The sequence below is a fragment of the Gramella sp. MAR_2010_147 genome, from assembly GCF_900105135.1.
Classification (GTDB): Bacteria; Bacteroidota; Bacteroidia; order Flavobacteriales; family Flavobacteriaceae; genus Christiangramia.
Window position 1 is genome coordinate 2,677,634 of the sequence record NZ_LT629741.1, and the last position, 24,867, is coordinate 2,702,500.

Consider the following 24,867-nt stretch of genomic DNA (forward strand, 5'->3'; position numbering starts at 1 on the left):
ATCTAAATAAAATCAAATAAAAAAAGGACCTTAAAAGGTCCTTTTTCGTTAGTCATTTATAAAAATCTAATTTTTTCGATCTCTCATAGGAGCTTTCCTGCCCTTTCGTCTTTTTTCCTGAAGTTGCTCCCATTTTAAATACTGTTCTTCAGTAAGGATTTCACGTAATTCAGCTTTTTGCTCCTCGTTCATCTCCATACGCTCCTTTCTCATTTCGTCTCTTTCTTCCTTAAGTTGCTCCATATTTTCCTTACGCTGTTCCATGCGCTCTTTTCTTACTTCAATTTGCTTTATGTACAGAATTTTTAGTTTTGCTTCCTGTTCAGCGTTAAGATCCAGTTGCATAGCCAATCTTTTAGCTCCCAGTGTTGCCATTTCTTCATTGGACAGATCTCCTTTCTGGGAGTTGCGTTCCTGAGCAAATGCAGTAATACTCAAAAAAAGGAACATGACTGTGATTAATTTTTTCATGATGTGAGATTTATTAATTTTTAATACTTTCTAGGTTAGGAATGATCCTAAAGATAGCGATTTGAAATTTACTTTTTCCGGAGATAATCAAAATCCCACGTAAAAAAAAGCCATCGTTTTAACAACGACAGCTTTTAAAAATGTAAGGTTTTTTATCCTAATTAATAGGATTCAGGATAAGATCTATTCTTTTAAGGATATCCTGCTTATGGTATCTTGTTAATGTGTTACCAGAATTTGCACTATTTCGCAACTGTCTTTGCAGGCTGTTCAATTCTCCACGAACAACCGGACGAATATCACTTTGAGAAACATTTACATTACTTCTGGTTACCCAGCTTCTCCATCTTGCAGGGATCTCATCCTGCTCTTCATTCATTAGGTATTCCATTCTTTCAACATATGCACGCTGAAGGTTTCTGCGGTATCGGTCTATATTCTTAGCGGAATAAACTTCACTCCAGATTCCTTTTCTCAACCCGGTCATCATATCTAAAAGAGAGTATGCTTCATTTCCATTGATCTCTTCATTTTCCATCAACCTGGCCATTCTTCCGAAGTCAAGGATATTGTTAAGGGATCTTTGCTGCATATTTCTAATACGCTCAATATTTCCATCAAATTCAATTTTATTGAAAATCTCCTGATTGATCATCCATTCTGGAGTTTCAAATAATTGTTTCTGTAAGAAATCCATCGCTCTTTCCTGTGTTTCCTTATCTACATGGGTGTAAACAGCACCTTCCTGGTCGTAAGTTTTAGAATATTCGTAAACACCTCCAATGTTGGCAGCGACATGCCCCATATATCTATTGTACTGTGAAAGCACCTGATTATAAAGATCATCCAGGTCTTCATAATCTTTACCATCTTCAGCAGTCCATTCTATTAGTTTTGGAACAATACGTTTAAGATTTTTAATACCGTATTCACTGGCAAGCATGGCATCGTCTCCAAGATCTTCGGTTTGTGAACTTGGATCTATAACTCCACCTCCCTGTTGCTTTCCAAATCTGTAAATCGGGTCACCGGCATGGGCCAGGATCCAGTCATCAAGGATTTCCTTTTCCTGTTTTCCATCTTTCTCCGGAATTGGGCGATAACCCCACTCAATAGCATATTTATCATAAGGTCCAATTTCAGGCATTAATGCCACATCGCCATCTTCTGGCTGTGCAATATAATTGAAACGAGCATAATCCATGATAGAGGGAGCAGTACCAAATTCTTTGGTGAATTCAGGATCTCTTAGTTTTTCTACAGGGTAAGCAACACTACTTCCCATATTATGAGGTAGTCCCAATGTATGTCCTACTTCATGAGAAGATACAAAACGAATTAATCTTCCCATTACTTCATCTTTAAAAGCAACGCCCTGAGCATCTTCGTTGATAGAAGCAGTTTGTACAAAGAACCAGTTTCTAAGTAGTGTCATCACGTTGTGATACCAGTTAATGTCAGATTCCAGGATCTCTCCTGAACGTGGATCACTTACATGGGGTCCGTTTGCATTTGGAATTGGGGAAGCAAGGTATCTTACCACAGAATATCGTACATCTTCAGGACTCCAGTCTGGATCCTCTTCTACAGTAGGAGCGTCTTTGGCAATAATGGCGTTTTTGAAACCTGCTGCTTCAAAAGCCACCTGCCAGTCTTCAATTCCCTGCTTGATGAATGGTACCCACTTATCTGGAGTTGCACGGTCTATGTAATAAACGATTTGCTCTTTTGGTTCTACAAGCTCACCATTTTTAAACTTCTCCATGTCTTCCTCTTTCACTTCCAGTCTCCATCTATCCAGATACTTGATAGTTTTACTTTTTTGAGCCTCCAGGCCATAGTCGGTTTGCTCTGTAGTGAACCAGCCTACGCGCTCATCAAAATATCTTCTTTCCATTGGCACTTCCGGAAGAAGGATCATTGAATTACTAAATTCCATAGAGATAGAACCCGTACTTTCATTAGATGGCGGTTCCCCGGCGTTGTAAGTTTTCACATGTCTTATTTCTATATTTTCTGGATAACTTCTAATCGTATCTATATAAGAACGACTCTCATCCAGTCGGGATACTTTATATTCTTTTCTTGGTCTATCCTGTAAACCAAGTGCCTGAACATCTTTTGTGTAAAGGTCTGTTACATCGATAACGGTTGATTTACTAATCGAATCCTTTCCAATTGCTTTTATATCAAATGATTGAATAATTGGTTCAAAATTAGAATTGACCACCGCTTCATGTACAGGTAGGGAATCATTTGCATAGATATCATATGAAACTACTCTTAAGAGTACTTTGTTTCCCTTTCTTTGCCAGCGGTGAACCTGGGTGTTTTGTTTTCCACCACCAAAACCAATACCACTTGCAGTTTTTGCAATACGGGTTACGGTAAGCATTTCACGGTTGAATAAACTATCTGGAATTTCGTAGAAATAATTTTCATCTACTTTGTGAACGGTAAATAGACCTTCATCTGATCTTGCATCTTTCGTGATGACTTTTGCATAAGGTTTTAAATCTCCATCTTTTTTTTCTCCGTTCTCTTCTTTCTTGGCAGAATCTGAAGCTTTGCTGTTTGGCTGGAATACCGCACAACCAGAAACGGACAGGGAAAGTGCTACCAGCACTAGCCTGAGACCTTGTTTTTTAATCATAAAAAAATAATTATTTGGTTAATAGGTGAATTGTTTTGAGACGATATTTCTATCAGAAAATAAAAATACCACTAATTTGGTATCGGTTTGACTCCTAATAAACTAAATGGTTTAATTCGTGAGATTTTTTTATACATATAACCATAAAAAAAGCCCTGTAATATTACAGGGCTTTTCAAATTTAGAAAGGATCAAATTTATGTTTTAAGATATTTTCATATTTAAAGTCTCTCCCTCTTTAAAAACATCTATCATTTTATGTTTTCTAAGACCTTTTACCGCCTTATCCCATTTTTTATTGCTTAAACCAGATTGCTCTTTAATTGTATCCAACTCGTGAACATCATCTCCTTTAAGTAATTTGAAGACCGCTTTTTCTTCCTCACTTAATTCCACCGCTTTTTTCTCCGGTTTCATCTGTGGGAAGAACAATACCTCCTGGATAGACTGTTTATTGGTTAAGAACATGATGAGTCTGTCCATTCCTATTCCTAAACCAGAAGTTGGAGGCATCCCGTATTCAAGAGAGCGTAGAAAATCATTATCAATGAACATTGCCTCATCATCTCCTTTTTCTGAAAGTTTTAATTGTTCTTCAAAACGTTCTCTTTGATCTAACGGATCATTAAGCTCAGAGTATGCATTAGCGATCTCTTTCCCACAGACCATCAGTTCAAAACGTTCTGTAAGTTCAGGGTTATCGCGGTGTTCTTTACAAAGAGGGCTCATTTCTTTTGGGTAATCTGTAATAAAAGTTGGCTGTATAAAATTGCCTTCACATTTTTCACCAAAGATCTCATCAATGAGTTTTCCTTTCCCCATAGTTTCATCAACCTCTATATCCATGGCTTTAGCAGCTTCATAGAGTTCCTTTTCAGATTTTCCGGTAATGTCAAAACCAGTAAACTCAATAATGGCATCTGTCATGCTAAGACGCTTGTATGGCGCTTTAAAATTGATTTTGTGCTCACCAAAGGTTGCATCGGTAGTTCCGTTTACAGCTACCGCACAATGTTCGAGTAACTGCTCAGTGAATTCCATCATCCAGTTGTAATCTTTATAGGCCACATAGATCTCCATGGCCGTAAATTCCGGATTGTGAGTTCTGTCCATTCCTTCATTTCTGAAGTTTTTAGAGAATTCATAAACTCCATCAAAACCACCAACGATCAGTCTTTTCAGGTAAAGTTCATTGGCAATCCTTAGATATAAAGGGATGTCTAAGGCATTGTGATGGGTTACAAAAGGTCGTGCAGCTGCTCCACCTGGAATAGACTGTAGAATTGGAGTCTCCACCTCAAAATATTCTCTTTCATTAAAGAAATTTCTCATGGCATTGAAAAGCTTGGTACGCTTAACAAAAATCTCTTTCACTTTAGGGTTTACGGCAAGATCGGCGTAACGCTGACGATATCTTTGCTCAGGGTCATTAAAACCGTCATGGGTATTTCCCTCCTTATCCGTTTTTGGCAGTGGTAGGGGTCTCAAAGATTTACTCAAAAGGTGAAAATCTTTTACCATTACGGTCATTTCTCCTACCTGAGTTTTAAAAAGTTCACCTTCAATTCCAATAAAATCACCTATATCCAGCAATTTTTTATAAAGATCATTGTACTTAGATTTATCCTCGCCGGTACAGATCTCATCTCTGTTGAAATAGACCTGGATCTTACCTTTAGAGTCCTGAAGTTCTGCAAAAGAAGCTTTCCCCTGAATCCTTCTGGACATAAGCCGGCCAGCGATCACTACTTTTTTACCCTCTTCAAAATTCGCTTTGATCCCCGCGGTAGTATTATCTACCGGGTATAGATCGGCAGGATATGGATTAATCCCGGCTTTTCTAATAGCCGTCAATTTTTCTCTTCTAATCTGTTCCTGTTCTGATAACTGCTGCATATTCAAAATTTTATTGCATTGTTTAAAAATGCGGATGCAAATATAGTGACTATCAGGCTGCCGCACAACGGCATTAGAACCCGAATTTCAATCGATTTAATTCCACAGGTTTTTCTGGAGGGGAGAAATATATTTTAAAAATTCTGAATAGTATGAATGAAGAAACCGGGAATTTTTTATTTCTATCTTTGCTTCAAAATTTGCTTATTAATGAGTGTTTGGAGAGTTATTCTATCAGTACTTTTTCCGCCACTGGCCGTATATGATAAAGGTTGTGGTTCTATTTTAATCGTTTTGATTCTAACTATTCTTGGCTGGATCCCTGGAGTTATTGCAGCTTTGATCATTCTTAATAACCCAAAATCCTAAGCTATGAATAAGAAGGTAGAAGTATATAATTTGGGAGTAAAGGATTATAAGGAAACATGGGATTATCAGGAAGAGCTATTTAAAAAGACCCTGGATCTTAAGATAAAAAACCGGAGGGAAGAAACTGAAATTCCAACAAAAAATTATTTACTTTTTGTGGAGCATCCTCATGTGTATACTCTTGGGAAAAGTGGGGATGCTGAAAATCTACTAATTTCAAAAGAGCAACTAAAAGCCAGGAATGCAACTTTCTATAAAATTAACAGGGGAGGGGATATTACCTATCACGGCCCTGGGCAGCTTGTTGGATACCCTATTTTAGACCTTGATAATTTCTTTACCGATATTCATAAATATTTACGCTTGTTAGAAGAAACTGTCATTTTAACTTTAGCTGAATACGGTCTGAAGGCGGAACGTAGTCCAGGAGAAACCGGCGTATGGCTGGATGTGGGAACACCTTTTGCCCGTAAAATCTGTGCGATGGGAGTAAGAGCAAGCAGATGGGTCACTATGCACGGCTTTGCTTTAAATGTAAATTCAGATCTAGGGTATTTTGATCATATAATACCCTGCGGAATAAAAGGAAAAGCAGTGACCTCTTTGAATGTGGAACTCGGCAAAAAGGAGATAGATCTTCATGAGGTTCAGACAAAATTACTCCAGCATTTTAAAGTTCTTTTTGAGGCAGAACTGATATGATTATTTGTCTAAAGTTTATAAAGTAGAATTTCATTTTCATCCCCTTTTACGAGTAGTTCTAGTCTCGAGTCAATATCAGCATTTGAAATATCGACTTCTGAAGTTCCGTATACAGGAAAACCAGGGAGTAATTCGGCATTTTGATCAAAAACAAACACCTTTTGAGCCTGCAGATCTGTGATAGCTATCAATGATCTCTTTCCAATCTCAAATAATTGAGGATCTGTATAGAGCCCGAAATCTAAAGTGACCCTTGTCTCATTAATAGTTAATTCATTTTCATTTAAATAAACCAGAAAATCGTCATTTGCTACTAATCTGTGGTTGTCTGCGAATTCCAGGTTTTTTCTTGAAACGGTTCCACTTTGTGTTACCGAAATCAGGTTAGAGTCTACCCCTGAAGAAATAAAATTCCCTTCATTTCCATACCATTCATTTTCAGAATAGTTGAAATTTTCATTTACCGGTACACGAATGCTGCCTTGTCTACTAAGAATATTTAATCTACCAGATTCTTCTGAAACAAGAATATAATCCTTCGTTCCAAGCCTTATATGTTTAGGCTGTTTTACAATTTCAGTTTTAGCATTTTCAAAATCAAAGCCTTTTATAGACTTTCCTTTGGGTCCAAGCATATAAACTCTTTTGCCCTGTGTTAAAACAAAGCGATAGGTCCTGTTATTGTCATAATCAAAAACTGATAAAGGTTGTGTAAGGGCCTGATTAAATTTAATAGGAAATGGTTTTACACTATTTCCATTTCTGTCTAAAATTTCCAGGTGATATCCTGTAGAAAAGGCAAGTTGTTTGTTCCCGTTTTTAAAAAGATCTACTTCATATATATCACTGGTAATCTGGCTATCCAGTTTTTTCTTCCAGAATACGTTGCCCTTGTTAGAAATAAGATATAGCATATTGTTCTCATCCTGAACGGCGATATCCATTTGATCTGTTTCATGATTCTTAAAGAAATAGGGAGTCCTCGTCATAGGAGCATCGAGTTTAAAGGATGCTATTTGTGCAGCGCTATTTCCGTTGGGATTTTGATCCTTAGAATCTGAAAATATTCCATGCAGATGAGCAAAATTATCTTCACCAATAATCTGGAACGCGGCAAGGCTGTTCTTTCTGAAATTCAATTTTTCTGAATCCGAAGATTTGATACTTTTAGAGAATTCTGGTAACCTGCCAGCAATTAAAATAGACGATTCTGATGATAGAGAAGAAAGCATTTCAGAATAATAGCTTTTGCCAGCGATGGTATTTGAATTTTGAAAATCGGTGATCGCTTTTTTAATTAGATCAGGTTTATCTGCAAAGACGATAAAGTGGTCTATGATTGTATAGAATCTATTTTCGTTAAGTAGCATAAGCTCAGGTAAGACTTTTTTAAATATCCCCGAATTTTCTAATTGATATATTGGAATATCCCTGTAGGTCTCGGTTTCTTCACCCATTCCGGCCAGACTGGTTTTAACACTTTCAATTTCAACAGCATTCAGGACAAAAAGATCTCCTTCTTTCAATTGTATAGAGCCGATCTCACGAACATGATTTAAAATGCTTGGGAATTCTCTGTTCACACTATCTTTAGTGATTTTATTTAGATTATTCTCAAGCTTCTCAAACGAGGAAAAACTAAAAGAGTAGAAGCTTAAAAAATCCTGAGGGCATACCTTGCCTATCTCAATCTCTTTTGGGTTTGTATCTGAAAAAATATTCAAAAAGTGATCACTTTTATTGAAGACACCGATCCCATTTACTTTGATTTCTGATTCTTCAATATCGAGGTCTAACACGATCCAATCAGAGAAATTTTTGAATCCGGGAAAGTTGAAATTCTCGAAAAATCCTGACAATTTATTTATTGCGGAATTTTTTAAAAAGATAGATGTCTTATTAGGATCAGAAGCATTAAATGCATTTTTTAAGGAAGCAGATTTTAATAGATTTCGTCCATTTGCGATATCAAGGATTTTATTTTTAGAATTGCTTAGAATACTTGAATTACCGGTCTCATAAAAATAGAAGCTGTTCTCTTCGAGAATGATTCTTTGAAAATCGACTCCATCCTGGCTTAGAGTTTCCACACTTTTATTCTTAATAGAATCTAAAGGTATGAAGGCGGAATCTATCTTTGTCGTTATAGTATAGATCAGCTTTTCTGAAGCTATATTTGAAATGTTTATTCCGGTTTCATGTCTAAAATTAAGATACTTCGTAAATTTTAACTCACTAGAGAGTTTTTGTTTAAAACCAAAATCACTCTCTTTATAGAATTCGTTATTACTCAGGTCTCTAATAAATTGTTTTAGATCGGCGGTATGGGCTATAGCTTCGGCATCCTCAGGGATAAAGGTAATTGAGTTAAATTCAGGTTCTTGATTTTCTGAACAGGCGAAGACAAAAAGTATTGTAATAAATACGATGAATCTTTTCATAGGTTGGTAGCGTATGTGGACAAAAATAGCAACTTAGAATTCAATCTTCAATTGATCTGGTAGTAGTTTGAAGGTTTTTCTGTGATATTTTGTGATTCCGTACTTCTGGATCGCTGCCCGGTGCTCTTTTGTGGGGTAGCCTTTATTCTTATTCCAGTTATACATTGGGAACTCCTCATGAATTTTCTCCATGTATTCATCGCGATAAGTTTTAGCTAATATAGAAGCTGCAGCAATACTCATATATTTTCCATCACCTTTAATAATACATTCATGAGGGGTTTTTTTGAAGGTTTTGAATCTATTTCCATCTACAATAATATGCTCAGGATCCAATTTTAACTTTTCCAGAGCTCTGTGCATAGCCCGTATAGAGGCGTTAAGAATGTTAATTTCATCAATTTCCTCCATGAAGACATGTGCGGTTGCAAAGGCGAGGGATTCCTGTTCAATTTGTGATTTTAATAATTTTCTGTTTTTTAAACTCAAAATTTTCGAGTCATTTAGAATGTCGTTTTTAAAGTGATCTGGGAGTATAACTGCAGCAGCAGTAACGGGTCCGGCGAGGCATCCCCTTCCGGCTTCATCTGTACCTGCAACCGTTAATTCGAGATTGTAGTAATTAAGCATTCTTAAAATTATGGTAATTAATTAAGGAAAAATCAATAAATAAATTTCCGAATTTCTTTATAGTTTGATATAAATGTTAAAATATTCATAAGTTAAAGTAAAATTTTTTTAGGATAATTAAGAATTTATTATGATTTTTGGCGCAGGCTAATTCAAAATTAACTAAATAATGAAAAAAAGATTACATGGATTTCTAACACTTTTACTCGTGTTAGTGGTGCAAATTGGTTTTGCACAGGAAAAGACCGTTACAGGAACGGTTGTTGACGAAGACGGCTTGCCGCTTCCTGGTGTTTCAGTATTCGAGAAGAATACAAGTAATGGAACCCAAACCGATTTCGATGGAAATTACTCATTGGACTTAGAACCGGGTGATTTGCTTGTTTTCAGTTATGTTGGGTTTAAACCCCAGGAAATTACTATTGGTGCTAGTGATGTTTACGACATTACAATGGCTGTAGATGCAGCAGCTCTTGATGAGGTTGTAATTACTGGTCAGGGTTCTGGTATTCAGAAGAAGAGACTGTCTACCACGGTAGATCAAATTTCTGAAGAAGAAATTGACAGATTGCCTGCAACTCAAATTGATCAGATACTTCAGTCAAATGCACCTAGTGCACAGATTAGATTAAGTTCTGGTCAGCCTGGAACTGCAGCAATTATTAGAACAAGGGGGCCTATTAGTGCTGCTTCTTCTGCTACTCCGGTAGTTATTGTTGATGGTATTCGTGTAGATAACCTTAACTCTAACCCATCTTTAGGGATTGGAACTGGTGGAGCGAACGTTTCTGCTCTTGCAGATATTCCTGTAGAGTCTATTGAGAAAATTGAATATATCAAAGGTGGAGCTGCTACAACTCTTTATGGTGCAGATGCTGCGAATGGTGTAATTCAGATTATTACCAAAAAAGGTAAAGGTGGTAAAGCCAGAATCACTTATGAGAATAGAGTAGGTGTGATTAAGGCTACAGATGATTATTTGAAGTACGATAGAACTGGAGAAGCTATTTTTGAGCCAGGTTTATCTATTGAGCATAATTTTGGAATCAATGGAGGTAGTGAGAAATTCACTTATAACTTTGGTGGTAGTCTATACCAGGATGACTCTTTTAATGATTTAAATGAGCAGGTAAAAAGAAGTTTTACTTTTGGTTTAGGAGCTCAGGTGTCTGATAAATTAAAATATCAGGGGTCATTTTCTTATGTAGGATTTGAATCTAACCTGGATTTCAACGCAAATACAAGTTTCTCTCGATTTTCTGCTTTTGAAGGCGGAGGTAGAGGAAATCTAGACGAATTAACAGAAGAAGAATGGTTAGTTGAGAAAGAACGTGCTCAGAATATTGGAAGTCTAGTAGATATTCAGAATACGGTAAACCGTCTTACAGCATCAAATAAATTCACTTACGATATTACTGATAACTTTCAGTCAAATGTAACTTTTGGGGTGGATTATAGAAACTCTAAATCTGAAGAGGTTGATAGCAATGCGTTATTAATCGCACTTGGGTCTATTCCAGAAGGAACTACAGATCAGGCTTCATTAACAAGAGTTTTAAGATCTTCTTTTACAGCTACTGGAGATATCAACTTTACTCATAATGCAGATTTGGGGAACTTCTCTTTCGTATCTATATTAGGTGGTCAGTTCTTTAGAACTGCCGATAGACAAAATAGATTAGATGCTTCTGGAGGGGTTGATGGAACAAGATCTGTAAACAACTTTTCTACCATTACCGGTTCAGATTTCACCTTAGAAAATGCTAACTATGGTCTTTATTTCTTAGAGAACATTGGTATCTATGATGTGGCTTTCCTTGAATTTGGAGGTAGAATAGATAAGAATACTTCAGCTGGGGAAGATACAGATGCTTTATTCTTACCTAAAGTTGGAATTACTTATAATATCTCAGATCATGACTTCTACACAAGAAGTAATTTTGCAAATGTTCTTAACAGAATTAAATTAAGAGCTAACTATGGTGAGGCTACTAACTTTGCTCAGCCATTCTCTCAGGATAGAACTTTTGCTTTAGAGTCTTTCTTTGGAAGTCCTGCATTTAGATTTGCGAATCCAGGTAACCCTGATTTGATTTCTGAAACAGTAAAAACATACGAATTTGGTGCTGAATTAGGATTCTTCTGGAACAGATTGAATCTAAGTGCAACGAGATATAATGCAACTACTGTGGATGCATTGTTTACTCCTGGTGCGCCACCAACTTCAGGTCAATTTAACCAAATACAAAATATTGGTGAGATTGAAAATACAGGATGGGAATTTGCATTAAATGCAGATCTTATTAGAAATGAAAATCATAATCTAAAAGTTTCAGCATCTTACAATACCAATGACAACCTTGTAACAAGTACGGGAGGAAGTGCTCCTTTTGTAGTTGGAGGTTTTACAGTAATTGGTTCTTGGGTTGAAGAAGGACAGAGTTTAGGTTATCTTAGAGGTACAGAGGCTGTTTCTAACGGTGATGGTACATATACCTTCAATCCTAATACTCCTCTTGGAAAAACTTTTGCTCCAAAATTTGGATCTTTTAGTTTAAATTATACTTTCAAGGACTTTAGCTTCTTTACTACTGGTGATTACCAGTATGGAGGTAAGATCGTAGATCTTAGTTTCCTGCTACGTCACTTAAGAGGTGTGGATAACACAGGTATTCCAGATGATTTAGTTGGAACTACTTCTCCTTTCAACTATGTAAATTATTTTACATTTGATAATGATTTTATTAAGATCAGAAACATTGGAGCATCTTATAGATTTGGAGATTTACTTAAGCCATTTAGTGATGTGACTTTAGGATTTACCGTGACAAATCCATTTAACTGGACAGCCGGAGAATTTGATCCTGAAATTACTGGATCTGGTATCTCAGCTCAAAATGGTTTTGCAAGTGGTGGTTTTGCATATGGAACTGAATCAGCTCCAAGAATTTTCATGACATCGCTTAAATTTCAATTCTAAAAAAAATATAAAATGAAAAAATTATTATTAATATTACTCGTCGCAGCAACAGTGAGTTGTGAGAGTTTTGATGATGTGGTAGATTTCACAAGTGTGGAAAACCCTAATCTATCTGAGTCCTCTGTTGTTGGACAACCTAACTCTTCAGCCATCTGGTTGACTGGATTAGAAAGAGAGCTTTCTTTCTCATACAACGAAATTTTAGTGTTGGCTGAGCTAGGATCAGACAACTATGTAAATACACAAACATTCTTTAGTCAATTCCTGGATGGTTTGGATATTAGAACCACAGATCCTGATGTGAGAGATACTCAGTTTAGAATCGCGAGATTAAGAGAATCTGCTCAGTTTGGTTTGGAAACTGTAGGACCAGGTGATCCTAATTATACAGATGATACTCAGGCAGAATATCATTTCTTTGAAGGGATGTCATACTTGCTTTCTGCAATGTATTTCTCAGGACTTCCGCAGGAAGAATTAGGAATGGTAGTGAGCTCAGATGATAATTACTCATCTGCTATTGCTTCTTTTGATGCAGCGATCTCATTATCTGCAAAACCAGAATATCATCTGGCTAAAGCAAGAGCAAATTATTTCCTTGGAAATAAGTCTGAAGCTGTTTCAGCTGCAAACGCTGCATTAAGCTTAGATCCTGATTTTGCTAGAGAGGCTATGTATGATGCTAATGATGGTCCTACAAATACATTTGAAAATGCTTTATATGGTAGGTCTACTTTTGATGACCTTCAGCCTTTGCCAACTCTTGATTTCTTAGATCCTAAATATTCAAGATTAACAGATGAGCAAGATCCTTCTGTATACTATTTAAAAGCGGAAGAGGCTCATTTAATATTAGCTGAAGCTAATATTACCGATGGTGCTACTGCATTGGCTCAGGATAATCTTCGTGATCTTCTTGGTGTAGTTGCCGGTAGAGAAGTTAGAAACATCGATGACTCTGTAGAAGGGAGAACTGAGGTAAATCCAGGTTCTCGTCCAGACAATGCTTCTGTTGTTGTGAATGGTCGTTCTGGTTTAGTTTTGGATAGACAGGCAGATAATGTAGATGTTCCTTCAATTTCAGGGACCTCTCTTACCGAAGCTGAAATAGCTTCTATTTCGTCAGAAGATGAAGGTTTAGAGCTTATCTATCGTACGCGTCAGGAAGTTTTCATTGCCGAAGGTTTAAGATTCGTAGATATGGGTATTAAACTTGTAATTCACGAGAATGAGATTCTTCAGAATGAAAACGTAAGTGAAGGTGATCCTGCAACGGTTGCAGTAATTCCTCCATTCATTTCTTCTGTTGTTGCAGATCTTGATGCTATTACTTATGATGCAGATGCTGGTACAGCAACTACTGTGATTGATGTTACTGAAATTTTAGTAGAAAATAAGGATTCAGAATTTGTTTTGCCATTTAATTAGCCAGATAATCCTATATGAAAAAGCCTCCCAATTGGGAGGCTTTTTATTTTGTAGCAATTCAAGGTTTTAATAGTTTAATATATTGGATGAAATTTTTATATATATGATAATTATTAACATAAAGATCGATTATTTTTTTCTATCCTTACTACTGTTAAAATCCGAACTCGCAGAAGGTTTGATTCAGGAGTTTTATTCAATTGTGTTAAAAATTTATGGTTGTAAGAACAAATAAGGTTTGGATTATTAATAATTTATTATGATTTTTGGCGCAGGCTAATTCAAATTTAACGAAATAATGAAAAAAAGATTACATGGATTTCTAACACTTTTACTGGTGTTAGTGGTGCAAATTGGTTTTGCACAGGAAAAGACCGTTACAGGAACGGTGGTAGACGATCAAGGTTTGCCTCTTCCTGGTGTTAATGTTATTATTAAAGGTACTAGTTCTGGTACACAGTCTGATTTCGATGGAAATTATTCTATACAAGTCGATGAAGGAGAAACTTTAGTTTTTTCTTTTGTTGGTATGATGCAGGCTGAGTATCGCGTAGGGGCAAGTAATACTGTAAATGTTGAAATGACAGTTGACTCGGCTCAATTAGATGAAGTTGTTGTGACTGCTCTAGGTATTGAAAGATCAGAAAAGTCTCTCGGTTATGGAGTCTCTACTGTAAAGTCTGAAGAGTTGAATGAGGTTAGGGAAACTAACGTTCTAAATGCTTTACAGGCGAAATCTTCGGGTGTTTTAATTCAGAATCAGAGTGGTAACGTTGGGGGTTCTACCAGGATTACAATTAGAGGTATATCTTCTTTAAGTGGAGATGTTCAGCCTTTATTCGTAGTAGATGGTGTGCCAATTTCAAACTCTAACATTGCCTCTGGATCTAGAATTACAGGAGGTTTTGACTTTGGAAACAGAGCTCAGGATATTAACCCTGATGATATTGCAAGTGTTACAGTGCTAAAAGGAGCGTCTGCCGCTGCACTTTATGGTTCTAGAGCATCTGGAGGTGTGATCGTAATTACTACCAAGAAAGGTAAGGCTGGAAGAGCTGCATCTTTCCAGGCGAGTTCTTCGGTAAGATTTGATGATCCTTTAAAATTACCAGATTTCCAGAACTCTTATGTTTTTGGTGATCAGGGTGAGTTAACAGTTGATCCTGAAATTCCGATTAATGCTGATGGTGCTGCTGCTGGTTTACCAGGATGGGGGCCAAACATTAATGATGTTTCCGGGCAGACTTATACGAATGTAGCCGGGGAGGTTGTGCCGTTTGAAATATATCCTAACAATGTTGAAGGTTTTTATGAGACAGGTTTAACGAATATTAACTCGTTTAATGTTTCTGGTGCTTCTGAAGGTGGTGAGGATGACTATAGATTGAGTTTGTCTCAAACAACTCAGGAAGGTATTATTCCAAATTCAGCATTAAATAGGTTGAATTTAGGGGTGAACGCAGGTTCTCAATTATCAGAGACTCTAAAGTCAAGATTAAATTTTAACTACGTTAGAACAAATACTCAAGGTACTGCAGCAGCGGGTGCAAACGACCCTAATGTACTTACCAACATCGTAAATGGTCTTCCAAGAACTACAGACATTGGATTGTTTGATCCAGATATCGATGAAATGGGTAATCAGTTAAACCCGGTTGGGTTACAAACAAACAACCCTTATTTTATTGCTAGAAGGAATGCAGCCGAAACTACGGTAGAAAGATTCTTTGGTAGTGCTCAAATTGAATTTGAACCAATTGAAAAACTTAATTTCTTAGGTAGAGCTGGATATGATTCATATACAGATCAAAGACTTACTAAAAACAGTATTGGTACTTTGGGAAGATTTAACGGTAGCTATCGTGATGATTTCATTCAACAAAGAGAGCTTACTTTAGATTTTATTGCTTCTTATGACTGGATTATAAGTGACGATTTTAATATACAAGCTCGCGCGGGTACTCAGTGGAACCAAAGAGTTCTAAATAGAACTGGTAATGTCGCTACAGGATTAACAGTTCCTGGTCTTCTTGATCCAGGTAATGCTGATAATAATTCTCCTTTCAAGGCTTTTTCTGATAGAAGAATTCATGGGGTGTTTGGAGATATCACTTTTGATTATAAAGGTTGGGCTTTCTTAAATGCTACTGGTAGAAACGACTGGTCTTCTACACTGCCTGCTAATAACAGAAGTTTCTTCTATCCATCTGTATCAGCGAGTGTGGTGCTTAGTGATGCTCTTAATTTTGATAGTAACGTACTTAACTACTTAAAAGTTAGAGGTAGCTGGGCAAACGTAGGTGTAGATACAAGTCCTTATCTTTTAGATTTTACATTTAATCCATTAACGAGCTTCTTCGGACAGTTCGGAACTGGTGGAACATATCCATTCAACGGAAACCTGGCTTTTGGTTCAGATAGTTCTATCACAAATCAAAATCTGAAACCAGAGAATCAGGAAAACTACGAATTTGGTATTGAATTTGGATTCTTTAGAAATCGAGTAACTATAGATGCTACTTATTACAAGAATACTACAACAGATCAGATTATCTTTTTACCTACTCCTCAAACTTCAGGGTTTAGCTCTTTCTTGACAAATATTGGAGCAGTAAGTAATGAAGGTGTAGAATTAGAAGTTGGAGCAAGAGTTTTACAAACTGATGATTTCTCTTGGGATTTAAACTATAACTTTACTAGCAACCAATTTAATGTGGATGATCTTGGAGATCTTCCAGCACTTAACCTTGCAACAGGTTTTAATGGTATTGCAGTTAGAGCTGTTGAGGGAGAAAGTCTTCAATTATATGGTCCAAGATTTGAAAGAGCTTTAGATGAAGATGGAGAGCCTATTGAAGATCAAATTTTAGTGAATGAGAACGGAAATAGACAAGTGGGAGCTCCAGATAATTTAGGTGAAATTTTCCCAGATTATATTATGGGACTAACTTCTACATGGAGATATAAAGGATTCGCTTTAACCACGACTTTTGATTATAGAGAAGGTGGTAAATTATTTTCTAATACTGTAGGGCAACTGAGAAGAGATGGTCTGGCGGCTGAGACTGCGGCTAATGGAAGAGCTCCAATCGTGGATTCAGAAGCATTTATGATGGATGAAAGCGGAAATGTTGTTCCTAATACCATAGAAACAAGTGCTCAGGATTATTGGACAAATTACGCCAATGCAAGTATTGTAGAAGGGAACGTATTTGATGCTACTTTTATTAAGTGGAGAGAGTTGAGTTTAACTTATACATTTCCAAGTGAATTCTTAACAGGAACTTTTGTAAAAGGCGTTAGAGTAGGTGCTCAGGCAAGAAACCTTGCAATATTTAACTCAGATGTTCCTCATATTGATCCGGAAGCGTCTCTTGGTGGAGCATCAAGTGATCTTCAGGGAATTGAAAGAGGTGGAGTACCTTCTACAAGAAGTGTAGGAATGAATGTTAGTATTAATTTTTAAAGTTTGACAATGAAAAGAATAAATTTAAATAAAATTGCAGTGGTTGTACTGGCTAGTTTCACGCTAGCCACTACCAGCTGTACCGATGACTTGGATATCAATAGCGATCCATTGGCTGCTACTGAGGTTGATCCTAGTTTGCTGTTTCCTACTGCAATGGTAGGACTTTCACAGAATAGAACAGTAGAACTTAATGCGGTGAATAATCAGGCACAACAGTGGGCCAGTAGTGGTTCTGCCGGTGTGTTTTTAAATCCTGAAAGATATATTATCAGTCCTAACACTACCAATAACGTTTGGGTAGGACAATATTCTACTGCATTGAGAAACCTTCAACAAATGAGGGAACTTACAAACAAAAACAATCCTGAAGCGTCTAACATAATTGGACAGGCAAAAATTTATGAGGCATTTGTTTTCTTGAATTTGACTCAGGTTTTTGGTGATATTCCATTTTCTGAAGCTACTCAGGTAGATGCATTCCCAAATCCTAACTTTGATTCTCAGGAAATGGTTTTGAGAGGAATTGTAGATAGATTAGACGAAGGAGTAAGTCTTTTGGCTGATGACACTGATATTATTAGCAGTGGCGATCTTATTTATAATGGAAATAAAGATAACTGGATTAGATTTGCGAATTCATTAAAGCTTAAGACTTTGATGTTAATTGCTAATGTAGATCCTTCTGTAGCTCCACAGATTCAGGAGGTTGCAAACCAGCCTTTGATTATGGATAATGCTCAGAATGCATATCTTAATTACAGTGAGAATATTGGTAATGAAAATCCATTATGGAGAACTATTGATTTATTTGCTGGAGGAACAAATGTGTTTTTCTTTGGGGCAACCACATTGATAGATATTATGAATAATAATAATGATCCTAGGAGAATGACCTACTTCGATGAAGTAGAGGCTGGTGGATATGTTGGAGAAACTCCTGGACGTGTTAGTTCTGATGATATTTCTGCAGTTAGCTTGAATATTCTTCGTCCAGACCTTGAAGACAGATATGCTACTGCAGCTGAAACTTATTTCTTTTTAGCAGAAGCAGCTTTAAAGGGATATATTTCAGGCGATGCCCAGGAATTCTATAGAGATGGTCTTGAGGCTTCATTAGATTCTTATGATGGTCAGCCAGGAGAAATTTCAGAAGAAGATAAGCAGGCTTATCTTTCAGCTAGAGGTGATATTAGTAGCCTAAGCGAAGATAAAGCTTTTGAGCAACTTTATGTTGAGCAATATGTTGCTTTATTTACTAGAGGAGTTGAAGCATGGACACATTGGAGAAGAACTAAAACTCCAGATTTCGTACTTCCTGAGAATGCAGTTTTAACAGATATTATTAGAAGATACCAATATCCTGTTAGTGAACTAACTTCGAATCCTAATGCACCAAACCCAGAAGCATTGGCTACACCAATGTGGTTTGAGAACTAGAATTTGAAATTATAAGTTTTCAAAAAACCACCCATTTCGGGTGGTTTTTTTGTTTTAATAAACTTCAGTTATCTTTCGTTAATTATTATACTTTTGCTGGTATAGTCTTTATGTACATGAGAAAAATTCTTTTTTTCCTTATTTTAATAAGTTCTTTTCAGGGGTGGAGCCAGGATTCTGATGAAATAGATAGGATGGCAACTTCGAAGAAAAAGGATAGTATGCCGCCAATAGAAGATTACAAGATCATTTCTGTAAAAAATGATACAACATATCTGGATACCACATTAACCATTATAAAAGATTATAAATTCAATTATCTGCGAAAGGATAATTTTGAATTGCTCCCTTTCTCTAACACCGGTCAGACCTATAATAGTTTAAGTCTGAGAAAGGATTATAAAAAAACCTTTCCTGAGCTTGGTGCAAGAGGGAAACATTTTGCTTTTATGGAAGTTGAAGATGTTGATTATTTTCATGTACCTACCCCCTTAACAGACCTTTACTTTAAAACGGTTCCTGAGCAGGGCCAGCAGCTAGATGCCCTCTTTACTGTGAATACTTCAGAAAATCTAAACTTATTTATTGCTTATAAGGGAACAAGAGCTCTTGGGCGATATCAACATATTTTAACGAGTGCGGGCAATTTGCGGATAGGGTTTAGTTATGATTCAGATAACAGGAAGTATCGTGCAAAGGCACATTTTGCTTCTCAAGATCTTTTAAATGAGGAGAACGGCGGTTTAGATAGCCTGGCTATTGCTCAGTACATAAGGAAGGAGCCAGAATTTGATGATAGATCAGTACTTTCTGTGAACTTTGAGAATGCTGAAAATATTCTATATGGTAAGCGCTTTTTTCTGGACCATGAATATATATTGACGAAGGTCACAGATTCAACAAATATGTTAAGTGTAAATCACGTCTTTGATTTCAGTTACAAGAAATACGAGTTTAATCAGGATGCAGCCGCAAACGGAATATTTGGCGAGTCTTTTGAATCCAGTAATTTGAAAGATGAAACCAGAATGGAAAAACTATTCAATGAAGTTTCAGTAAAATACGCCAACAATCTTTTGGGGCAGTTGTCATTTGGCGCAGGCCATACAAATTATGATTATGGGTACAATTCTGTTTTTATAAAACCTGATGATACTATCGGGAATCGCATTAATGGTAATTTGTTACATGTGGTTGGTGCTTATAAAAAGAAAATTGGTGGTTTTGAGATTGAGGCAGATGCCAGGTTGAATCTATCTGATGAATTCTCGGGTAACTATATTGCAGCAGCGGCTTCTTATAGGTTTGATAGGGAAAATTCTATTCGTTTTGGAATTAATCAGAATAGTACGGCCCCAAATTTTAATTTCATACTCTATCAAAGTGATTATGTTGATTACAACTGGCAAAATGATTTAGACAATGAAATTTCACAACGGCTTTTTGCTGATTTTAGGTCTAAAAAGTTTTTTGATGTGTCTGGTAGTTTGTCTCAAATTGAGAATTATAGTTACTTCTCTTTAGATGAGGCTGGCAGTATAAAACCTTTTCAGGCAGAATCCCAAGTGCGTTATTTGAAATTAAAAGCTGAGAAAGAATTTGACTTCGGATTATTTGGCTCCTATAATACTGTTATGTATCAAAATGTTCTCGAAGGTCTGGATGTGTTGAATTTACCTGAGTTTGTGACCAGGAACTCTATATATTATAAAGATTTCTGGTTTGATAAGGCCTTATATCTCCAAACAGGATTCACATTTAAATATTTCTCAGAGTATGAAATGGATGCGTATGATCCGGTTTTAGCTGAATTTTATGTTCAGAATTCTCAAAAACTCGGTGGATTTCCTGTGGTAGATTATTTTTTCAATGCAAAAGTTGATAAAGCAAGGATATTCTTTAAGCTTCAAAATCTTAATGATCTTATAGATTCAAACAATAACTTCACGGCACCTGGCTATCCATACACCGATTTTTTAGTCAGATTTGGTTTAACCTGGAATCTTTTTCTCTAAATTTCCAGATGTTTTATTGCTGAATTCTCCCTTTATTAGGGAGATATTAGTGGATAATTCTTTTTGAATCGATTAAAACTGATTTTTTCATCTTTTAATAGTCTTTTTTGTGAATATTGAATAAAAATGATTAATTAGTGAAAAACCTCTTGTGCAATCAAAAAACGACTGTATATTTGCAGCCGCTTAACGATGGAGCGATAAGTTCACTGACAGTAATGAGAATGGGGTATACGGCAAGAAACGGCCTTGCGGATTAAATAAAAAAAGATGATTTTTTATTTGGTTGGAGAGTAAAAGTCGTTTTATATTTGCACCCGCTTTGGAGATGAAGCGATGTTCATTAGAAGAAAAGGGAGTTATTAAAGTGCTGCTGAAAGCTTTAAAAAGAAACTAAAATTTTTATCAAAAAAGTTTTGGTTGGTAAATAAAAAGCGTTGTATATTTGCACCCGCTTTGAGAGAGAGCAAACGTTCATAATTACAGAATGATATTAAGAGAAACCGCCGGACGGGGCGTAATTTAAAGGGGTTCAAATCCTCGGGTTTTAACTAAGACAATGATCAATACACAATAAGCAATGATCATCTGGCAATTTTAGGATTGTTAATTGATACCTGCTAATTGATAATTGACAAGTTCATTGATATATTGAATTGACAAGGATTGTAGAGTAGCGATACTTTATGATCAAGTGTATAAGAATTAAGACTAGAAAAAGTCATACTGAGCAATTTCTTTAGTAGTTGTTGAATATATATAAGATTTAACGATGAAGAGTTTGATCCTGGCTCAGGATGAACGCTAGCGGCAGGCCTAACACATGCAAGTCGAGGGGTAACATAGGAAAGCTTGCTTTTCTGATGACGACCGGCGCACGGGTGCGTAACGCGTATACAATCTGCCTTTAAGCGGGGAATAGCCCATGGAAACGTGGATTAATACCTCATAGTATGTAGACCTCACCTGAGGATTACATTAAACATTTATGGCTTAAAGATGAGTATGCGTCCTATTAGTTAGTTGGTAAGGTAACGGCTTACCAAGACGGCGATAGGTAGGGGTCCTGAGAGGGAGATCCCCCACACTGGTACTGAGACACGGACCAGACTCCTACGGGAGGCAGCAGTGAGGAATATTGGACAATGGAGGCAACTCTGATCCAGCCATGCCGCGTGCAGGAAGACGGCCCTATGGGTTGTAAACTGCTTTTATACGGGAAGAACCACATCTACGTGTAGATGCTTGACGGTACCGTATGAATAAGGACCGGCTAACTCCGTGCCAGCAGCCGCGGTAATACGGAGGGTCCAAGCGTTATCCGGAATCATTGGGTTTAAAGGGTCCGTAGGCGGAGTAATAAGTCAGTGGTGAAAGTCTGCAGCTTAACTGTAGAATTGCCATTGATACTGTTATTCTTGAATTATTATGAAGTGGTTGGAATGAGTAGTGTAGCGGTGAAATGCATAGATATTACTCAGAACACCTATTGCGAAGGCAGATCACTAATAATATATTGACGCTGAGGGACGAAAGCGTAGGTAGCGAACAGGATTAGATACCCTGGTAGTCTACGCCGTAAACGATGGTTACTAGCTGTCCGGCCTAATTGAGGGCTGGGTGGTTAAGCGAAAGTGATAAGTAACCCACCTGGGGAGTACGTTCGCAAGAATGAAACTCAAAGGAATTGACGGGGGCCCGCACAAGCGGTGGAGCATGTGGTTTAATTCGATGATACGCGAGGAACCTTACCAGGGCTTAAATGCAGTCTGACAGGTCTGGAAACAGACTTTTCTTCGGACAGATTGCAAGGTGCTGCATGGTTGTCGTCAGCTCGTGCCGTGAGGTGTCAGGTTAAGTCCTATAACGAGCGCAACCCCTGTGGTTAGTTGCCAGCGAGTCATGTCGGGAACTCTAGCCAGACTGCCGGTGCAAACCGCGAGGAAGGTGGGGATGACGTCAAATCATCACGGCCCTTACGTCCTGGGCCACACACGTGCTACAATGGTAGGGACAGAGGGCAGCTACCCCGCGAGGGGATGCGAATCTTCAAACCCTATCACAGTTCGGATCGCAGTCTGCAACTCGACTGCGTGAAGCTGGAATCGCTAGTAATCGCATATCAGCCATGATGCGGTGAATACGTTCCCGGGCCTTGTACACACCGCCCGTCAAGCCATGGAAGCTGGGGGTACCTGAAGTCCGTCACCGTAAGGAGCGGCCTAGGGTAAAACTGGTAACTGGGGCTAAGTCGTAACAAGGTAGCCGTACCGGAAGGTGCGGCTGGAACACCTCCTTTCTAGAGCTTTGTCACCTAGTGACAAGCGACAATTAGTAAGGGAAGTTCAGCTAAGGCCAATTTGGTCTTGATTCTTATCGTCAATTCGATTAAAAATAGATATGAGATCTAAGATGTGAGATATTAGAAGATACACTTCTAATGTTTAGAGTCTAAAGACTAGTGTCTATTTATGGACAGTCTCATAGCTCAGCTGGTTAGAGCGCTACACTGATAATGTAGAGGTCGGCAGTTCGAGTCTGCCTGAGACTACTTTTTAATTAAAGTAAGCCATCAGGTTTATAAAGACGTTCATTTGAAATAACTAAAGGAAATTTTAGAGGTTGAGTAGCCGTTATAAGTACTGTTAACTAATAACTGTTAACTGATCACTGAAATAATGGGGGATTAGCTCAGCTGGCTAGAGCGCCTGCCTTGCACGCAGGAGGTCATCGGTTCGACTCCGATATTCTCCACGATTCCTAGAGATAAAACGGGAATAGTTTTTACAAACAACCAGGAAACATAAGTTTTTTAGTTTGTAGGATCATCGAAGTTTTATTGTTAGACAGGAAAAAAGTTCATTGACATATTGAGAAACAAAGAATACGAGAACACTATTAGATAGAAATATTTAATATAAGTAATACATTATAATACTTCTGTTCTGAGCAATCAGAATGGATTAGAGCATTAAGCAAAGCGCATACAAGCTAGATAAGGGCGTATGGGGAATGCCTAGGCTCTCAGAGGCGAAGAAGGACGTGATAAGCTGCGAAAAGTCGTGGGGATTGGCACATACAAATTGATCCGCGAATATCCGAATGGGGCAACCCACTATACTGAAGGTATAGTATCCGCAAGGAGGCAAACCCGGAGAACTGAAACATCTAAGTACCCGGAGGAAGAGAAAACAATAGTGATTGCGCTAGTAGCGGCGAGCGAACGCGCAGTAGCCCAAACCAATGAGTTTACGGACTTATTGGGGTTGTAGGACCACAATATTGTTTGTACAAGGAATTAGAACAAGTTGGAAAGCTTGGCCATAGACGGTGACAGCCCGGTATAGGAAACTTCGTATAAAACATAGTGGTATCCTGAGTAGTGCGGGGCACGTGAAACCCTGTATGAATCCGGCGGGACCATCCGCCAAGGCTAAATACTCCTGAGAGACCGATAGTGAACCAGTACCGTGAGGGAAAGGTGAAAAGAACCCTGAACAAGGGAGTGAAATAGATCCTGAAACCATACGCTTACAAGCGGTCGGAGCCCCTTCGTGGGGTGACGGCGTGCCTTTTGCATAATGAGCCTACGAGTTACCGTTGCCAGCAAGGTTAAGCAGTTCAGCTGTGGAGCCGTAGCGAAAGCGAGTCTGAATAGGGCGCTTTAGTTGGTAGTGGTAGACGCGAAACCGTGTGATCTACCCTTGGGCAGGTTGAAGCTGTGGTAACACATAGTGGAGGACCGAACCCGTTGACGTTGAAAAGTCTTGGGATGACCTGAGGGTAGGGGTGAAAGGCCAATCAAACTCGGAAATAGCTCGTACTCCCCGAAATGCATTTAGGTGCAGCGATATAGATAGTTTTATAGAGGTAGAGCTACTGATTGGATGCGGGGGCTTCACCGCCTACCAATTCCTGACAAACTCCGAATGCTATAAAATGATTCATATCAGTGAGGGCATGGGTGCTAAGGTCCATGTCCGAGAGGGAAAGAACCCAGACCATCAGCTAAGGTCCCAAAATATATGTTAAGTTGAAGAAACGCGGTTGAACTGCCCAGACAGCTAGGATGTTGGCTTGGAAGCAGCCATTCATTTAAAGAGTGCGTAACAGCTCACTAGTCGAGCGGTTCGGCATGGATAATAATCGGGCATAAACATATTACCGAAGCTATGGACTATAGTTTACTATAGTGGTAGGGGAGCATTGTAACAGAGATGAAGGTGAGTCGCGAGGCTTGCTGGATTGGTTACAAAAGAAAATGTAGGCATAAGTAACGATAATGCGGGCGAGAAACCCGCACACCGAAAGACTAAGGTTTCCTCAGCTATGCTAATCAGCTGAGGGTTAGTCGGGACCTAAGGCGAACCCGAAAG

12 protein-coding genes, 2 tRNA genes and 2 rRNA genes (1 of these 16 running past the window's edge) are annotated in these 24,867 nt (G+C 37.9%); 11 read left to right on the plus strand and 5 right to left on the minus strand.

From position 1 onward, the window contains the following. Positions 1–66: 66 nt before the first annotated feature. The 3 genes from BLT95_RS12105 to lysS all read right to left on the minus strand — a co-directional run bounded on the left by BLT95_RS12105 (position 67) and on the right by lysS (position 5,020). Positions 67–471 (minus strand): hypothetical protein, encoded by a 405-nt coding sequence (locus BLT95_RS12105; protein WP_089666429.1) that lies wholly within the window; start codon positions 469–471, stop codon positions 67–69. A gap of 157 nt (positions 472–628) precedes the next feature. Then, positions 629–3,124, minus strand: coding sequence for a zinc-dependent metalloprotease (locus tag BLT95_RS12110; protein WP_089666430.1), 2,496 nt, complete (start codon positions 3,122–3,124; stop codon positions 629–631). Positions 3,125–3,328: 204 nt separating this feature from the next. Then, positions 3,329–5,020 (minus strand): lysine--tRNA ligase, encoded by a 1,692-nt coding sequence (gene lysS, locus BLT95_RS12115; RefSeq protein ID WP_089666431.1) that lies wholly within the window; start codon positions 5,018–5,020, stop codon positions 3,329–3,331. A 210-nt stretch (positions 5,021–5,230) separates the two neighbouring features. On the opposite strand from lysS, the gene BLT95_RS12120 reads away from it, so the two are divergent. Next, a complete protein-coding gene (locus tag BLT95_RS12120; protein ID WP_089666432.1) occupies positions 5,231–5,389 on the plus strand; it encodes a YqaE/Pmp3 family membrane protein in 159 nt (52 codons plus the stop codon). Positions 5,390–5,392: 3 nt separating this feature from the next. Further along, entirely contained in the window at positions 5,393–6,091 is a 699-nt protein-coding gene (lipB, locus tag BLT95_RS12125) for a lipoyl(octanoyl) transferase LipB (RefSeq protein WP_089666433.1), read from the plus strand. Between the two features lie 8 nt (positions 6,092–6,099). Here lipB and BLT95_RS12130 read toward each other — a convergent pair whose 3' ends face one another. Further along, complete coding sequence (locus BLT95_RS12130) at positions 6,100–8,532, minus strand: DUF3352 domain-containing protein (protein WP_089666434.1); 2,433 nt, start codon at positions 8,530–8,532, stop codon at positions 6,100–6,102. A 33-nt stretch (positions 8,533–8,565) separates the two neighbouring features. Next, entirely contained in the window at positions 8,566–9,162 is a 597-nt protein-coding gene (locus BLT95_RS12135; protein WP_089666435.1) for a ribonuclease HII, read from the minus strand. A gap of 169 nt (positions 9,163–9,331) precedes the next feature. Here BLT95_RS12135 and BLT95_RS12140 point away from each other — a divergent pair, with 169 nt between their 5' ends. The 9 genes from BLT95_RS12140 to BLT95_RS12180 form a co-directional block, all read left to right on the plus strand. Continuing rightward, the gene (locus BLT95_RS12140; RefSeq protein WP_089666436.1) at positions 9,332–12,142 is read left to right on the plus strand and encodes a TonB-dependent receptor; all 2,811 of its coding nucleotides are present in this window, start codon (positions 9,332–9,334) and stop codon (positions 12,140–12,142) included. A gap of 12 nt (positions 12,143–12,154) precedes the next feature. After that, entirely contained in the window at positions 12,155–13,570 is a 1,416-nt protein-coding gene (locus BLT95_RS12145; RefSeq protein WP_089666437.1) for a hypothetical protein, read from the plus strand. 298 nt (positions 13,571–13,868) lie between these two features. Continuing rightward, the gene (locus BLT95_RS12150; protein WP_089666438.1) at positions 13,869–17,036 is read left to right on the plus strand and encodes a SusC/RagA family TonB-linked outer membrane protein; all 3,168 of its coding nucleotides are present in this window, start codon (positions 13,869–13,871) and stop codon (positions 17,034–17,036) included. Positions 17,037–17,045: 9 nt separating this feature from the next. After that, entirely contained in the window at positions 17,046–18,476 is a 1,431-nt protein-coding gene (locus BLT95_RS12155; RefSeq protein WP_089666439.1) for a SusD/RagB family nutrient-binding outer membrane lipoprotein, read from the plus strand. 116 nt (positions 18,477–18,592) lie between these two features. Then, a complete protein-coding gene (locus BLT95_RS12160; protein WP_089666440.1) occupies positions 18,593–20,491 on the plus strand; it encodes a putative porin in 1,899 nt (632 codons plus the stop codon). A 769-nt stretch (positions 20,492–21,260) separates the two neighbouring features. Further along, positions 21,261–22,790 (plus strand): 16S ribosomal RNA (locus BLT95_RS12165). A gap of 178 nt (positions 22,791–22,968) precedes the next feature. Next, a tRNA-Ile gene (locus tag BLT95_RS12170) sits at positions 22,969–23,042 on the plus strand. A 129-nt stretch (positions 23,043–23,171) separates the two neighbouring features. Continuing rightward, positions 23,172–23,245: transfer RNA gene (locus tag BLT95_RS12175), tRNA-Ala, on the plus strand. Positions 23,246–23,474: 229 nt separating this feature from the next. Continuing rightward, positions 23,475–24,867 (plus strand): 23S ribosomal RNA (locus BLT95_RS12180); it runs 1,441 nt beyond the window's last position. The 16S and 23S rRNA genes sit together here with 2 tRNA genes alongside, the layout of an rRNA operon.